This is a genomic window from Mariniluteicoccus flavus (assembly GCF_054776655.1).
The window spans coordinates 31,357-45,074 of the sequence record NZ_BAAHBN010000007.1; the positions used below are offsets into that span (position 1 = coordinate 31,357).

Sequence of the window (13,718 nt, forward strand, 5' to 3'; positions counted from 1 at the left end):
TTGTCCCACCCCTTCCTCGACGAGGACGGGCCGAAAGGACCGAAGGAGACTGATCGTGCGGTGCCTCGGCGTGAGTGTGGCGATCCTCGCCGTGGTCGGCTGTGCGAACCCGGGCCCGCCGCCCGCGTCGCCGTCGACGCCGGTCCCGACGACCTCGACGCCAGGAGTCGCGACCACCACCGCCGCCCCCGGTCGACCTCGAGGGCGGTGAGTTCCATGGGACGCTGCGCATCACTCCCGAGACCCTCGATCGCACCCGGAGTCCCCTCTACACCGACCAACGGCTGGCCGTCGGTGAGTGCGTGGAGGGCTGGATCGCCTTCCGTCACGGCAATCCCGATCTCGGCTTCCCCGGCATCGCGTACGCGCCCGCCGACGGCGACGCCGCGTCGTGGCGGGCCTGACTCAGAGCGTGCCCAGCAGCGGCAGGACGGCCGTGATCCCTGCGATGGTGGCGAATCCCGCGATCGTCGACAGCGTGACGGTGTGGGCGACCGACTCGACGTCGCCGCCATATTCCATGGTCAGCAGATAGCCGTTCACCGCGACCGGCATGGCCTGCGCGAGCACCAGCGCCTGCAGGGGTGTGCCGTGCATGCCGAGCGCGAGGCCGATGCCCAGCGCGGCCGCCGGCATCGCGACGATCCGCATCAGCGCGCCGGTGATGACCGGCCGGGTGAGCCGCAACCGCCCGCTCCCCGCCAGCTGGAGACCCAGGGCGATCAGCGCCATGGGCAGGCACGTGTCCGACAGCAGCTCCACGCCGCGCATCACGCCGAGCGGCAGCTCGATCCCCGCCACCCGCAGCATCGCCGCGACCAGGACCGCCCAGAGCACCGGCAGCCGCGCCATCCCGCGGAGTGCGGAGATCGCCCCGTCACCGGCCCCGAGGATGAGTGGCACGAGGACGAACATCAACACCGTCGAGGTGAGGAACATGAGGACCGTCTGCTCGAGCCCGGCGGTGCCGAGGGCGAACAGCGCGATCGGCAGGCCCATGTTGCCGCTGTTCACGGTGCTGGCCGACACCATCACGGCCCGGCGGGCGCGCGCGTCGAGCCCGGGTGAGACGAGGCGGGCGACGACGACGGCGACCAGGGTCACCAGCGTGTACGCGACCACGATCTGGATGCCCACCTGACCCGACACCTTGGTCGTCAGAAGCACGTGGAGGGCGATCGCGGGCGTCAGCGCGTGGAGGGCGAGCTTGCCGATCGTGGCGGGGTCGATGGCGAACCGCCGCCCCATGAGAGCGCCGACGCCGGCCACGATCACCACCGGGAGGATCACGTTCCAGAGCGCGTTCAGCAGGGCCACCGCAGCAGCGTACGGGTCTTCCCCGACCCCGGGGCGCCTCGTCCGGGGCCCGGACCCCGAACCGCCCCGGAGCCCACCCCGAGAATCGATCGACGTGCGCCGCCGACCCGCGATAATGGACCCATGTATGCGAACCAGCCCACCCATCCCACCAACGGGGACGAGCGCACCGCCGCGGTCGTCGCCCACCTCTCGGCCATCATCGCCATGGTCGTCACCGCCGGCTGGCTCAGCTTCATCGGGCCGCTCGTGCTGTGGTTCATGTACAAGGACCGCAGCCCGTTCGTCCGTCAGGCAGCTGCCGGCTCGTTCAACTTCAACCTCTGGGCGTGGCTCATGAACGTCATCGCCTGGATCCTTCTCTACACCGTCGTCGGCATCCCGGTCGCCATCGTCCTGTGGGCGATCGCCGGCATCATGACGCTGTGGTGCCACATCCGCGGCGCGATGAAGGCGTCGCGCGGCGAGGCCTACCGCTACCCTGCCCAGCTGCGCATCCTCCAGTGACGGTCTGAGCACGATCGACAACCGCCGGCGCGGGTCCCACGGGGCCCGCGCCGGCGGCGTTCTCGCCTAGGCTTGGCCCGTGCTCGGCGCCTACAACTTCCGTCCGGTCGTCACGCGGGGGCGTACGCGTCCCCCGGTCGTGTTCCGTTCCGGCCTATTGATGCTGACCACCGCGTACGCCCGGAGCCGCATGGCCGCCGCGGGTGTCACGCTGGTGATCGACCTGCGCTCTCCCGCTGCCGCTGCGGCGTTCCCTGACCGCCCGGTGCCCGGAGCGGCCCACGTGAACATCGACGTCATCGGCGCCGACGACGTCCGCGATCTGGTCGGCGCCGACCTCATGGCGGCGCGCTACCGCCAGATGGTCGCCCACGAGGGCCAGCGCGAGCGGGTCACCGCCGTGCTCACCGCCGTCGCCGACCACGACGGCGGCGTCCTGGTCCACTGCACCGACGGCAAGGACCGCACGGGCTGGATCGCCGCACTCCTCCAGCACATCGGCGGCGACGACGCGCGCGCCGTGCAGGAGGCCTATCTGGCGTCCGGTCGTGCCGTACGCGGCATGGTGGCCGCGCGTTACGTGGGCGACCTGCTGCGGCGCGGTCCGGCGTACGCGAGGTCGCGCCACCCGGTCAACGTGGTGCGCGCGGCGTACCTCGAGTCGGCGCTCGCCGAGGTCACCGCGCGGTTCGGTGACCTCGACGGCTACCTGCGCGATGGGCTGGGGCTCGACGAGGCCACGCTGAATCGGCTGCGGGACCGCGTCGCCTGAGCGCGGTCAGGCCCAGCGGGGCCACTTCGCGCGGGCCTTCGCATACAACCAGGTCGCGATCGGCCACAGGATCAGGGCCGTGCCCAGACCGAAGCAGATGCCGGCGATCACGTCGGTGGGCCAGTGCACGCCCAGATAGGTGCGGGCGAACGCCACGAGGCCGACGAGGATCGCGCCGACCACGAGGGCCCAGCGACGGCGGCGTCCGGTGACGCCGAGCGCGAACGCCAGTGCGATGACGAGCGCGACGACGAACGACGTGTGGCCGCTGGGGAAGCTGTTGGCGCCCGGCCCCGAATACTGGAACGCAGGGTTGACGTCGGCCGGCGGACGGGGGCGCGTGAACATCTTCTTGGCGAAATGGCCGGGAAGCCAGCTCAGGAGGGTGATCAGCGCGACGAGGACCCCAAGGACCGCGCGGCGGAAGATGGCCAGAGCGACGGCGATGGCCAGCGTGAGCCACGGGGTCACCGACGGTCCGCCGACCACGTCGAGCACCTTCGCGAAGGCGGTCACCGCGTCCACGCGGTGGGTGCCGAGCCAGTGGAGCAGCTGGTGGTCACCGTTCGACTTCGGGTCGACCGCCATGACGTACGGACCGAACGCGAACGCGAGGGCGAGGATCAGCGCGCCCGGGATCATCAGCTTCGGGCGCCACAGGGGCGGATCCTGCCGCGCGTCGGGAACCTCGGGCGCGCGCTCGCTCGTGCCGCGTTCCACGGGGTCGCGGCCCTGCGTACGCTCCGTCTCGTGGGTCGCCATGGTCGTCCTCCTCGCGCGGGGACCGTCCCCGGTGCGGGAACCCTACCGGCTGCGGCGGTGTCGAGGCGGCTGGCGCGGCGCTAGGGTCGCCGACATGTCGATCCGGATCGAGGCGCTGAACGTCGCGTCTCCCTCGACGGCGGCGGCCGAGCGGCTCCTCGCCCACCTCGCCTCGGCCGACGCCGACGTGCTCGTGCTCAGCGAGCTGGGCCGGGGCGCGGGCTCGTCGCTGCTGCTCCGCACGCTCCGGACGGCCGGGTTCACCGTCCTCGCGAGCGATTCCGCCGAACTGGGCGTCGCCGTGGTGGCCCGGGCCCTCGCCCTCGAGCCGCTGCCCGCGCTCGACCTCGCCGTCCTCCCGGGGCGCGTCCTGCCGGTGTCGGTCGCCGGCGTACGCCTTCTCGCGACCTACGGTGCCGCGAGCGACCCCGTCCGGTACGCGAGCGCCGCCCAGCGCGAGCGCAAGCGGGCCTTCCTGGCCGCATGGGTCGACGCCGTCGAGGGCTGGCTGGAGCCGGGCAGCGTGGTCATGGGCGACCTGAACCTCTGCGACCCGGTCCACACCGATCGCCTGCCGTACGTCCTGCCGGAGGAGACGGCCGCGTACGTGCGCCTGGTCGGCGACCTCGGCCTGGTCGACGCGTGGCGGGCGCAGAACCCCGACGCCGCCGAGCGGTCGTGGGTCGACCACACCGGGGTTGGCTGCCGCTATGACCACGCCCTGGTCACGCCCGACCTCGCGCCACGCGTGACCACGTGCAGGCTCGACCACGGCGTACGCCCGGCCCTCACCGACCACGCCGCGCTGCTCCTCGAACTCGGCTCGGAGGTCGAGGAGGGGCAGGGCGACTGACCCCCCGCGCCGTGGGGGAAACCTCCCCGCCACCTCCCCGTCACCCGATCGCCCCGGGGGTGTCCTAGCGTCGGCGCATGCAGTTGGGGATTGATCTGGGCACCACCCGCACCGTCGTCGCCTTCGCCGACCGGGGCAACTATCCGGTCGTGAGCTTCAGCGACCAGTTCGGCGATGCCGTGGACCACGTGCCCTCGGTGGTGGCCGCCGTGGAGGGCTCGCTCGTCCACGGCTTCGACGCCCTTGAGGCCGCCGAGTCGGGCGCCGCCGCGCTGCGCTCGTTCAAGCGGGCACTGGCCGATCCGAACGTTGCGCCCCACACCCCTGTCCGCGTGGGCGACCTCGAGGTCTCCATCCTCGAGCTGATGTTCGACTTCCTGCGATCGCTGCGCTCGACCCTCCGTACGCGGTCCAACGCGGACCCCCAGCTCGCCACCGCGATGGAGGGCCGCTGCGTGATCGCCGTGCCCGCCCACGCGCCCGGCACCCAGAGCTTCCTCACCCTCGAGGCCTTCAACCGGGCGGGGTTCGACGTCTCCGCCGTGGTGAACGAACCGTCAGCGGCGGGGTTGGAATACACCCACAGCCAGGGCCGCACGCTCAACTCGAAGCGCACCCGCATCATCGTCTACGACCTGGGCGGCGGCACGTTCGACGCCTCCCTGGTCAAGGTCGACGGCACGGCCCACGAGATCGTCGCGAGCCTCGGTCACAACCGGCCCGGTGGCGACGACTTCGACGCGGTGCTCGCGGGTCTGGTGCTCGACGAGGCCTGGCTGGCCCGGCGCGACCTCGACGACCGGGCGTACGCCTCGCTCCTCGACGACTGCCGCGACGCCAAGGAACACCTGTCGCCCCAGTCCAAACGGGTCACGCTCGACCTGGGCGGGGAGGCCGTCACCGTCCGGGTCGACGACTTCTATAGCCGGGCGACCCCGCTGGTCGACCAGACCCTGGCCGCCATGGCGCCCCTGGTCGGCGGCCTCGACGACGACTCCCCCGACCTCACCGACATCGCCGGCATCTATCTGGTCGGGGGTGCGTCCAGCCTCCCGCTGATCCCCCGCTGCCTCCGCGAGCGCTTCGGACGCCGCGTGCACCGCTCGCCCTACCCGGGCGCCTCGACCGCGATCGGGCTGGCGATCGCCGCCGATCCGACGGCGGGATAGTCGCTCGACGACCGACTGTCGCGCGGGTTCGGCGTGTTCCGCGAGGCCAGCGACGGTACGCAGGTGCAGTTCGACCCCGTCTTCACCCGCGACGACTCCATCCCGGCGGGCCGGTCGACGGTCGTGACGCGGCGCTATCGGGCGGACCACAACGTCGCCTGGTTCCGGTTCGTGGAGTTCGCCGACCTCGACGTCCACGGCCAGCCGAGCGGCGACATCGTGCCGTTCGGCGAGATCGTGTTCCCCTTCGACCGCGCGCTGCAGGGCGGCGGCACCCTGCCCCGCAACCTCGCCGTCGAACGGATCGGCGACGGGCCCGTGGTCGAGGAACGCTACGAGATCGACGCGGCAGGCCTGGTCGAGGCGCGCATCACCGACCTCGACACCGGCCACACCCTGGCGCGGGCGTTGGGAGCCTGACCGCTGCGGGCTGGCGTCAGCCCAGCGCCGCCACCGCCGCGTCGTAGTCAGGCTCTGAGGCGATCTCGTCCACGAGCTGGCTGTGGATGACGCTGCCGTCGGTGTCGAGCACCACCACCGAGCGGGCCATCAGACCGGCGAGCGGGCCGTCGGTCATGCGCACGCCGAAGGTGTCGCCGAAGTCGCTGCGGAACGTGGAGGCCGATGTGACGTTCTCGATGCCCTCCGCGCCGCAGAAGCGCTTGAGGGCGAACGGCAGGTCGGCCGAGACGCAGAGCACGGCGGTGTTGTCGAGCCCCGCGGCGATCTCGTTGAAGCGGCGCACCGAGGTCGCGCAGGTGCCGGTGTCGACCGAGGGGAAGATGTTGAGGACGAGGCGCTTGCCGGAGAAGTCGGCCGGGCGCACGTCGGCCAGGTCGGTCCCGGTCAGCGTGGTGTCGGGGGCGGTGGTTCCCTGGGCGGGGAGGTCGCCGACGGTGTGGACGGGGGTGCCCTTGAACGCAGTGGTTGCCATGGGGCCGTGTCTAGCACACGGCCGTGCGGTCCCGGTGGCCGGGCGGACAGGGCCCAGCCGGTCGGACTCAGCCGGTGGCTCAGCCGGCGTACAGGCCGTCGGCGTCGGGCTGCTCGCCCTTCGGCACCGTCGGCTGCCAGTCATCGTCGTCGTCCAACTCGTCGAGGTCGCGCTCGTCCGGCATCATCACCGCGACGCGCTCACTCAGGCGCCACCGCTTCTTCGGCCCGAGCTCGACGACCTTCTCGTCGCGGGGCCCGCACGCACGGACCGCCAGCGCGTCGCCGAGCTCACCCGCCGTCTCGCCGCGGGTCAGGTCGAGGTCATAGGCCCGGCGCCGGTTGTCGGCCACGACGACGAGCTGGTTGCGCAGGCCGACACGTCCCTCCAGGCGCTCCCACGGGTGGGCCTTCAGCAGCCTGCGCAGCGGTGCCTCGATGGCCCACCCGGCCAGCGCACCTGCGATGCAGCCGCCCGCGAGCCCGGCGAGGACGACCAGCACCCACAGGCCCCACGGCTGCTGGATCACCCCCAGGACGGCCAGCACCACCGTCGCCACCAGGGCGAGTACGCCGACCCCCGCCGCCACGACTGTCGGCAGCAGGCGCCGCTGCGCCGCGGCGCGGGTCGCGGGGTCGTCCCAGGCGACGCCGGACGACGGAGGGGCCGGCTCGGGCTGGTCGACCGACGGCTGGACACGCGTGAGGTCCCCGTCGACCATCGGCTGGACACGCGTGGCGACATCGTCCTCGCCCGCCGGTCCCGCCTGGCTCGCGGCGAGCTGCACGCGGGTCGAGGTCGGACGGGGATCGGGGTCGGGTCGGTCACTGCTCATGGGCCCCAGTCTGCCGCAATCGCCTCACGGCATCATCTCGAAGCCGTGGGGCCCAAGCCCCGCGCCGTCAGCCGAACCTGACGGCGTTGCGCTGGCGTGCCTTCTCCGCCTCGACCTCCCGGTCCTTGGGCGGCGCGGTGGTGACGAGCTTCTCCAGCAGCTCGCGGGTCGCGGCCGTCACCGCGGCGACGGCGTCGTCGAACGCCGCCTGGTTGGCCTGCGAGGGCCTGGCGGCGCCGCTGACCTTGCGGACGTATTGCAGCGCCGCGGCCTCGACCTCGTCGGGCGTGGCGGGCGGTTCGAAGTTGTGCAGGACGCGGATGTTGCGGCACATGGAATCCTCCGATCGGGTCCTCCCACTGTCGCAGACGGGTTGATCGCCGTGCCAGAGTTGTCGGAGTGAATCGCCGGAGGCTCGCAGACATCATCTGGCCCGGGCACCCACGCACGTGGGCCGAGGTCCCCTTCCGCGCTGCCCCCGTGCTCATCAATGCGTTCCGCCTCGCGCTCGGCAGTGTCATCGCGTACGCCCTCACCATGCCCCTCATGAAGGGCGGTGCGGTCGACCTGACCGGGGCGCTGACGGCACTCCTGGTGTTGCAGGCCTCCACCTCGGCCACGTTCAAGATGGGTCTGGTCCGGGTCGGCGCGGTCCTCACCGGCGTGGGGGTCGCGCTGATCGTCACGAGCCAGGTCGGACTGACGTGGTGGTCGCTCGGCATCTCGGTCGCGGTCGCCCTGGTGCTGGCCAAGCTGTTCCGGCTCGGCGACCAGGCCCTGGAGACGCCCATCTCCGCCATGTTGATCCTGGCCACGGCCGGGCAGGAGATCGCCGTCGAGACCCGGGTCCTCACCACCCTGGTCGGCGCCGCGGTCGGCATGGTCATGGCCGTCCTGCTGCCTCCGATCGTGCCCACGCGCCACGCGGCCCATGCCGTGCGACGGGTCGCGGACCGCACAGCCGGCTGTCTCCACGAGGCGGCCGCCCAGGTGGCGAAGGAGCCGATCACCCGCGACCAGGTGGGGCTCTGGCTGTCGCGCACGATCGACATCCACGACGCGCTGGTCAGGGCGTCGCGCCGCGTCCACGACGTGGGTGAGGCCCGCCGCTTCAATCCGCGCGCGATCGGCACCGCCGACCTCGAGCCCATCCTCCGCTCGGGGCTGACCGTCCTCGAGCACACCCTGTTCGCGGTCCGCGTGCTCTTCAGCACCATCGAGCGCGAGGCCCCCCGCGACGACGGCGGACCCGATCCGTTCGGCGACGAGATGCGCGAGGCCTTCGCGGTGGTCCTCGAGGACCTCGGTGACGCGGTGGAGGCGTTCGGCCAGCTGATCCAGGCGGAGGCCCAGGGCACCGACGACGAGGTGCGTCACCAGGTCGCCGAGACCCTCGAGGTCCTCCGCGAGACGCGCGTACGCCTCACCGAGCTGATGTTCGTCGACGCCCGCGACCAGCCCGGGCTGTGGCTGCTGCGCGGCACGATCCTCGACAGCATCGAGCAGGTGCTGCGCCACCTCGACCTCGACACCCGGGCCGACTCACGGCGCGAGTGGCAGGCGCGCCAGGCCGGCCGCCGCATCGCGTCGGGTCAGCTCATCAACCGCGACACGTTGGCGGCCCTGCGCCATCGACGCCCGCCGACCACCGGCGTACGCCGGGTCCGCCCGCCGGAGGACACCCACCCCTGAGCGGTCCCCCATCCGGCTGCGACACCCTTCGGTGGTGCCCCGCGCCCGCGTACGCTCGACCGCATGGATCCCATCTCGCTGGTCAGGACCGCCCTCTGCTCCCCCAAGGCCGACCCGGACGGCCCCGTCGTCCTCGAGCTCGACCTCGCCCGCGGCGTGGTCACCGCTCCGCCGAGCTCGCCCCTCGAGGCGTTCCGGCAGCGGCAGTCGCCGTCGATGCGCGAGGTGCGCGATGCGCTGAGGCGCGCGAAGGATGACGACGACGTCGCCGGGCTGGTGCTCCACCTCGGCGAGTGCCCGCTGACACCGACGCAGGGCGACGAGGTCGCCGAAGCCGTCCGCGACCTGGCGACCCGCAAGCCGGTCATCGCGTGGACCGAGTCGTTCGGCGAGCTGACCAGCGGCCTGCTCCCCTATCGCATCGCGACCGCCGCCAGCGAGATCTGGCTGCAGCCGTCCGGCGCCCTCGGGCTCGCCGGCGTCCACCTGGAGACGATGCTGCTGCGCGGTGGCCTCGAGAAGCTCGACATCGAGCCGGAGTTCTCGCAGCGCAAGGAATACAAGACGGCGGCCGACCAGTTCGCCGCCCGCGAGGTGACCGAGCCCCACCGCGAGATGCTCCGTCGCATCGGCGAGTCGATGGTCGACGACACCGTCGCCCGAATCGCCGCCACGCGCCGCCTCGACGAGGCCGTCGTGCGCGAGGCCATCGACGCCTCCCCGCTCACGGCCGCCGAGGCGCTCGAGCGCGGGCTGGTCGACAAGCTGGGCTATCGCGACGAGGTGTACGCCGAGCTCCGCCGCCGCTACGGCAAGGACGACAAGGTGGCGCTGCGCTATGCCCATCGCTACCACCGCCCCAGCCGCCTCGAGGGCCTCGAACCCCTGCTGAACAAGAACAAGCCGGCGATCGGCGTCGTCAGCGTGTCGGGCGCGATCGTGGCCGGCCCGGGCCGGCCGGGTTCGCCGATGGGCGGCCCGCAGGCGGGCGCCGACACCGTGGGCGCCCACCTGCGCGAGGCCGCGCGCGACGACGCCGTCAAGGCCGTCGTCCTGCGCGTCGACTCCCCCGGCGGCTCCTACATCGCGTCGGACGCGATGCGTCGCGAGGTGCTCAAGCTGCGTGAAACCGGCAAGCCGGTGGTCGCGGCCATGGGCCAGTACGCGGCGTCGGGCGGCTATTTCGCCGCCATGGGCTGCGACGAGATCGTCGCCAACCCGACGACGCTGACGGGGTCGATCGGCGTGCTCGCCGGCAAGTTCGTCACCCAGCGCCTGGTCGAGCGCCTCGGCCTGGTGCGCGAGGCCATCGACGTCGGGCGCAACGCCGGCATGATGGGCTCGGTCGAGGGCTTCACCCCCGAACAGTGGGAGAAGCTCGACGCCTGGCTCGACGAGGTCTACGCCGACTTCACCACCAAGGCCGCCCACGACCGCGGGATGGACCTCGACCGCCTCGAGCCGCTGGCCCGTGGCCGCGTCTGGACCGGCGCCGACGCCCACGCCCGGGGACTCGTCGACCACCTCGGCGGCATGGGCACCGCGCTCGACCGGGCCGCGGCCCTGGCCTGCAAGCCGCTGGACAAGATGGCCCTGCGCCCGATCCCGGCGATGCCGTGGATGGAGGGCCTGCGCTCGGCCAACTCGTCGGAGGACACCGGCGGCGGCCCCGGCATCGCGACCCCGGCCGGGTTCGGCGGCGGGCCCGAGGCCCTGCTCGCCGTGGCGGCCCACCTGGCCGGCATCAGCGTGCCGGCCGGCGTGCTGTCCCTGCCGTGGCAGGTGAAGATCAGCTGACGCCCGTACGCCGCATCGGCGTGTGCTCGAACCCGTCCTCCAGGAACCGCGGGCCGTCGGGCACATAGCCGAAGCGGGCGTACCAGTGCTCGAGCTGCGACTGCGCGGCGAGCACCGAGTCGGCGGCGCCGATGAGGTCGTGGGCGTGGCTGATCATCGCGGCGGCGACACCCCGGCCACGTGCCGACACCGCCGTGGCGACGCGCCCGATGCGCCGGACGCCGTCGGGCTCGGCGAGCACCCGGAGGGTCGCGAGCACGACGCCGTCCTCCTCGACCCACACGTGCCGGCAGTCCGGCTCGAGGTCGCGGCCGTCGAGGTCGGCGTACGCGCACTCCTGCTCGACGACGAACACGTCCTGGCGCAGGCGCAGGATCGCGTACGCGACCTCGGGATCGAGCTCACGCCACGGTGCCGAGTGGACCTTGAGCTCCATCAGAGCGCCAGCCCGATGTATTTGGTCTCGAGGTATTCCTCCAGTCCCTCGTGGCTTCCCTCGCGCCCCAGGCCCGACGCCTTCACGCCGCCGAACGGCGCGGCCGGGTTGGACACCACGCCGGAGTTGAGGCCGACCATGCCGGTCTCGAGGCCCTCGGCCGCCTTCAGCGCCTCGGACAGGTCGGCCGCGAACACATAGCCGATCAAGCCGAACTCGGTGTCGTTGGCGAGGCGCAGCCCCTCCTCGAGCGTCGCGAACGTCGAGATCGGGGCCACCGGGCCGAAGATCTCCTCGACCATGACGCGCGACGACGGGTCCACGCCGGTGAGTACGGTCGGCTGCATGAAGAACCCCTCACCCTCGGCGCGTGCACCGCCGGTCAGCACCCGGGCACCTTTGGACGTCGCGTCCTCGACCAGGCCCAGCACGTTGTCGAGCGCCTTCTGGGTGATCAGTGGGCCGACCTGCACGCCGTCGTGCGTCCCGTCGCCGACGGTCATCGCGTCGAGCTTCTCCGCCAGCCGGCGGGCGAACTCGTCAGCGACCGACTCGTGCACGAGGAATCGGTTCGCCGCGGTGCAGGCCTCGCCGATGTTGCGCATCTTCGCCGCCACCGCCCCCTCGACGGCCTTGTCGAGGTCGGCCGATTCGAGCACCAGGAAGGCGGCGTTGCCGCCCAGCTCCATCGACGTACGCAGGACCCGCCGGGCCGATTGCTCGATGAGCTTCCGCCCGACCGGGGTCGAGCCGGTGAACGTCAGTTTCCGCAGGCGTGGGTCGGTGATGATCGGCTCGGACACCTCGCCCGAGCGCGACGTGAGCACACAGTTCACGACACCCTTGGGGACCCCGGCGTCCTTCAGCACCTGCATCAGCAGCAGCGTCGTCAGCGGCGTCTCGTGGGCCGGCTTGATCACCACGGTGCAGCCCGCGGCCAGCGCCGGGCCGATCTTCCGCGTACCCATGGCCAGCGGGAAGTTCCACGGCGTGATCGCATAGACCGGTCCCACGGGCTGCTTCACGGTGATGATGCGGTTGCCGCCGGACGGGGCGACCGAATAGCGCCCCTCGATCCGCACGGCCTCCTCGGAGAACCAGCGGAAGAACTCCGAGCCATAGCCGACCTCGCCGCGCGCCTCGGCCAGCGGCTTGCCCATCTCGAGCGTCATGGCCCACGCGAAGTCCTCGGCGCGTTCCTGGATCAGGTCGTACGCCCGGCGCAGGACCTCCGCCCGCTCCCTAGGCTCGGTGGCGGCCCACGAGGCCTGGGCCGCGCAGGCGGCGTCGAGCGCGCGCGTCCCCACGGTGGCGTCGCCGTCGGCGATCGTCGCCAGGGCCTTCCCGGTCGCGGGGTTGATCACCTCCAGGGGCGTCTCGTCGTCGGTGAACGCTCCGTCGATGAAGTGGGTGCGCGGGATGCGCGCGAGCAGCTCGGCGATGTTCATGCGTGGTCCTCCTGGGTCTGGTCGGGCTGGTCGAACATGATCACCTGGCGCACCGCGCGTCCCTCGGCCAGCTCGTCCATGGCCTCGTTGATGCGGTCCAGGGTGATGCGTGAGCTGATCAGCTTCTCCACCGGCAGCCTGCCGTCGCGCCAGAGCTGGGCGTACGTCGGGATGTCGCGCGACGGCACCGCGCTGCCGAGGTAGGAGCCGATCAGCGTGCGCGCCTCCGCGGTCATGACCAGCGGCGAGATCTCGGTGCGGGCATCGCCGGCGGGCAGGCCGACGGTGACCGTACGCCCGCCCGCGGCGGTCGCCCAGAACGCCGCCTCGAACGCTTTGGCGTGGCCGGCGCACTCGACGACGTGGGTGGTCTTCACGCCCTGCTCGGCGAGCTCGGTCGGCGTGTACGTCTCGGTCGCGCCCAGCTCGCGGGCCTGCGCGAGCTTCTCCGGCATGGTGTCGACGGCCACGATCCGCTCGAGGCCGAGCCCGACGGCCACGAGGACGGCCGCCATCCCGACCCCACCGAGGCCGATCACCATCAGCGAGTCGCCCCTCTCGGGCCGCGCCGCGTTGAGCACCGCTCCTCCGCCGGTCAGCACGGCGCAGCCGAGCACCGCCGCGACCTCGGGCGGCACGTCGGCGTCGACGGGCACCACCGAGGCGCGATCCACGACGGCGTGGGTGGCGAAGCCCGAGACGCCGAGGTGGTGCTTGACCTCCTCGCCGTCGCGCGTCAGGTGGCGCGAGCCCGTCAGCAGCTCGCCGGCACCGTTCGACCGCGACCCGTTCTCGCACGGCACGCGGCCGTCCTGGGCGCACGCCGCGCAGTCCTCGCACCGGGGGATGAAGGTCATCACCACCCGCGTGCCGGGCTCGACGTCGGTCACCTCGGACCCGACGGCCTCGACGATCCCGGCGGCCTCGTGGCCGAGCAGCATCGGCATCGGCCGGGGGCGTACGCCGTCCACGGTCGACAGGTCCGAATGGCACACGCCGGCGGCCTCCATGCGTACGCGGAGCTCCGTCGGTCCGGGATCTGACAGCTCCAGCTCGCACACGGTCAGCGGGCGCGAGTCCGCGTACGGCCTCGCGCGTCCCATCTCCTCACAGACGGCTCCTGTGATCCTCATCGATCCTCCTGTCCCCGCGCCGCCCGCTGCGGGCCGCACTCCCCCAGCATGCCCGGCCCGAAT

General features: G+C 72.4%; 16 protein-coding genes. 8 read left to right on the top strand and 8 right to left on the bottom strand.

Annotation, left to right across the window (positions count from 1 at the left end; all coding sequences use genetic code 11):
• The first annotated feature begins 101 nt into the window (after positions 1-101).
• Positions 102-404, top strand: coding sequence for a hypothetical protein (locus ACYVAG_RS12415; RefSeq protein WP_460770103.1), 303 nt, complete (start codon positions 102-104; stop codon positions 402-404).
• A gap of 1 nt (position 405) precedes the next feature.
• Here ACYVAG_RS12415 and ACYVAG_RS12420 read toward each other — a convergent pair whose 3' ends face one another.
• The gene (locus ACYVAG_RS12420; protein ID WP_460770105.1) at positions 406-1,317 is read right to left on the bottom strand and encodes an AEC family transporter; all 912 of its coding nucleotides are present in this window, start codon (positions 1,315-1,317) and stop codon (positions 406-408) included.
• Between the two features lie 123 nt (positions 1,318-1,440).
• Here ACYVAG_RS12420 and ACYVAG_RS12425 point away from each other — a divergent pair, with 123 nt between their 5' ends.
• Both ACYVAG_RS12425 and ACYVAG_RS12430 read left to right on the top strand, forming a co-directional pair.
• The gene (locus ACYVAG_RS12425) at positions 1,441-1,824 is read left to right on the top strand and encodes a DUF4870 domain-containing protein (protein ID WP_460770106.1); all 384 of its coding nucleotides are present in this window, start codon (positions 1,441-1,443) and stop codon (positions 1,822-1,824) included.
• 79 nt (positions 1,825-1,903) lie between these two features.
• Positions 1,904-2,596 carry a tyrosine-protein phosphatase gene (locus ACYVAG_RS12430; RefSeq protein ID WP_460770108.1) on the top strand — a complete coding sequence of 231 codons (693 nt, stop codon included), beginning with the start codon at positions 1,904-1,906 and terminating at the stop codon, positions 2,594-2,596.
• A 6-nt stretch (positions 2,597-2,602) separates the two neighbouring features.
• Here the strand turns inward: ACYVAG_RS12430 and ACYVAG_RS12435 are convergent, their stop codons facing one another.
• Positions 2,603-3,358: a phosphatase PAP2 family protein gene (locus tag ACYVAG_RS12435; RefSeq protein ID WP_460770109.1), complete on the bottom strand. Its 756-nt coding sequence runs from the start codon at positions 3,356-3,358 to the stop codon at positions 2,603-2,605.
• A 94-nt stretch (positions 3,359-3,452) separates the two neighbouring features.
• Here ACYVAG_RS12435 and ACYVAG_RS12440 point away from each other — a divergent pair, with 94 nt between their 5' ends.
• From ACYVAG_RS12440 to ACYVAG_RS12450, 3 genes are all read left to right on the top strand, one after another.
• Positions 3,453-4,211 carry an endonuclease/exonuclease/phosphatase family protein gene (locus ACYVAG_RS12440; RefSeq protein WP_460770111.1) on the top strand — a complete coding sequence of 253 codons (759 nt, stop codon included), beginning with the start codon at positions 3,453-3,455 and terminating at the stop codon, positions 4,209-4,211.
• 77 nt (positions 4,212-4,288) lie between these two features.
• A complete protein-coding gene (locus tag ACYVAG_RS12445) occupies positions 4,289-5,380 on the top strand; it encodes an Hsp70 family protein (RefSeq protein WP_460770112.1) in 1,092 nt (363 codons plus the stop codon).
• Positions 5,381-5,413: 33 nt separating this feature from the next.
• Entirely contained in the window at positions 5,414-5,800 is a 387-nt protein-coding gene (locus ACYVAG_RS12450) for a hypothetical protein (RefSeq protein ID WP_460770114.1), read from the top strand.
• Between the two features lie 16 nt (positions 5,801-5,816).
• Here the strand turns inward: ACYVAG_RS12450 and tpx are convergent, their stop codons facing one another.
• The 3 genes from tpx to ACYVAG_RS12465 all read right to left on the bottom strand — a co-directional run bounded on the left by tpx (position 5,817) and on the right by ACYVAG_RS12465 (position 7,483).
• On the bottom strand, positions 5,817-6,314 hold the full coding sequence (gene tpx / locus ACYVAG_RS12455) for a thiol peroxidase (RefSeq protein WP_460770116.1): 498 nt from the start codon (positions 6,312-6,314) through the stop codon (positions 5,817-5,819).
• 79 nt (positions 6,315-6,393) lie between these two features.
• Positions 6,394-7,149, bottom strand: a complete 756-nt coding sequence (locus ACYVAG_RS12460) for a hypothetical protein (RefSeq protein WP_460770117.1) — start codon at positions 7,147-7,149, stop codon at positions 6,394-6,396.
• 67 nt (positions 7,150-7,216) lie between these two features.
• The gene (locus tag ACYVAG_RS12465; RefSeq protein WP_460770118.1) at positions 7,217-7,483 is read right to left on the bottom strand and encodes a DUF2277 domain-containing protein; all 267 of its coding nucleotides are present in this window, start codon (positions 7,481-7,483) and stop codon (positions 7,217-7,219) included.
• A gap of 65 nt (positions 7,484-7,548) precedes the next feature.
• Here ACYVAG_RS12465 and ACYVAG_RS12470 point away from each other — a divergent pair, with 65 nt between their 5' ends.
• Both ACYVAG_RS12470 and sppA read left to right on the top strand, forming a co-directional pair.
• The gene (locus tag ACYVAG_RS12470; RefSeq protein WP_460770120.1) at positions 7,549-8,841 is read left to right on the top strand and encodes an FUSC family protein; all 1,293 of its coding nucleotides are present in this window, start codon (positions 7,549-7,551) and stop codon (positions 8,839-8,841) included.
• Between the two features lie 63 nt (positions 8,842-8,904).
• On the top strand, positions 8,905-10,638 hold the full coding sequence (sppA, locus tag ACYVAG_RS12475; protein ID WP_460770121.1) for a signal peptide peptidase SppA: 1,734 nt from the start codon (positions 8,905-8,907) through the stop codon (positions 10,636-10,638).
• Here the strand turns inward: sppA and ACYVAG_RS12480 are convergent.
• From ACYVAG_RS12480 to ACYVAG_RS12490, 3 genes are read right to left on the bottom strand one after another with little or no spacing between them, the layout of a single operon-like run.
• The gene (locus ACYVAG_RS12480; RefSeq protein ID WP_460770123.1) at positions 10,631-11,074 is read right to left on the bottom strand and encodes a GNAT family N-acetyltransferase; all 444 of its coding nucleotides are present in this window, start codon (positions 11,072-11,074) and stop codon (positions 10,631-10,633) included. The genes sppA and ACYVAG_RS12480 overlap by 8 nt on opposite strands.
• On the bottom strand, positions 11,074-12,522 hold the full coding sequence (locus tag ACYVAG_RS12485) for an NAD-dependent succinate-semialdehyde dehydrogenase (RefSeq protein ID WP_460770124.1): 1,449 nt from the start codon (positions 12,520-12,522) through the stop codon (positions 11,074-11,076). Before ACYVAG_RS12485 ends, ACYVAG_RS12480 begins: the two co-directional genes overlap by 1 nt.
• Positions 12,519-13,655 carry an alcohol dehydrogenase catalytic domain-containing protein gene (locus tag ACYVAG_RS12490; protein WP_460770125.1) on the bottom strand — a complete coding sequence of 379 codons (1,137 nt, stop codon included), beginning with the start codon at positions 13,653-13,655 and terminating at the stop codon, positions 12,519-12,521. Before ACYVAG_RS12490 ends, ACYVAG_RS12485 begins: the two co-directional genes overlap by 4 nt.
• Positions 13,656-13,718 lie beyond the last annotated feature (63 nt).

Bases quoted from the DNA above. Each gene is read 5' to 3' on its own strand.
- ACYVAG_RS12425 (WP_460770106.1), top strand. From the start codon at position 1,441: ATGTATGCGAACCAGCCCACCCATCCCACCAACGGGGACGAGCGCACC.
- ACYVAG_RS12435 (WP_460770109.1), bottom strand. From the start codon at position 3,358: ATGGCGACCCACGAGACGGAGCGTACGCAGGGCCGCGACCCCGTGGAA.
- ACYVAG_RS12440 (WP_460770111.1), top strand. From the start codon at position 3,453: ATGTCGATCCGGATCGAGGCGCTGAACGTCGCGTCTCCCTCGACGGCG.
- ACYVAG_RS12445 (WP_460770112.1), top strand. From the start codon at position 4,289: ATGCAGTTGGGGATTGATCTGGGCACCACCCGCACCGTCGTCGCCTTC.
- tpx (WP_460770116.1), bottom strand. From the start codon at position 6,314: ATGGCAACCACTGCGTTCAAGGGCACCCCCGTCCACACCGTCGGCGAC.
- ACYVAG_RS12460 (WP_460770117.1), bottom strand. From the start codon at position 7,149: ATGAGCAGTGACCGACCCGACCCCGATCCCCGTCCGACCTCGACCCGC.
- ACYVAG_RS12465 (WP_460770118.1), bottom strand. From the start codon at position 7,483: ATGTGCCGCAACATCCGCGTCCTGCACAACTTCGAACCGCCCGCCACG.
- sppA (WP_460770121.1), top strand. From the start codon at position 8,905: ATGGATCCCATCTCGCTGGTCAGGACCGCCCTCTGCTCCCCCAAGGCC.
- ACYVAG_RS12480 (WP_460770123.1), bottom strand. From the start codon at position 11,074: ATGGAGCTCAAGGTCCACTCGGCACCGTGGCGTGAGCTCGATCCCGAG.
- ACYVAG_RS12485 (WP_460770124.1), bottom strand. From the start codon at position 12,522: ATGAACATCGCCGAGCTGCTCGCGCGCATCCCGCGCACCCACTTCATC.
- ACYVAG_RS12490 (WP_460770125.1), bottom strand. From the start codon at position 13,655: ATGAGGATCACAGGAGCCGTCTGTGAGGAGATGGGACGCGCGAGGCCG.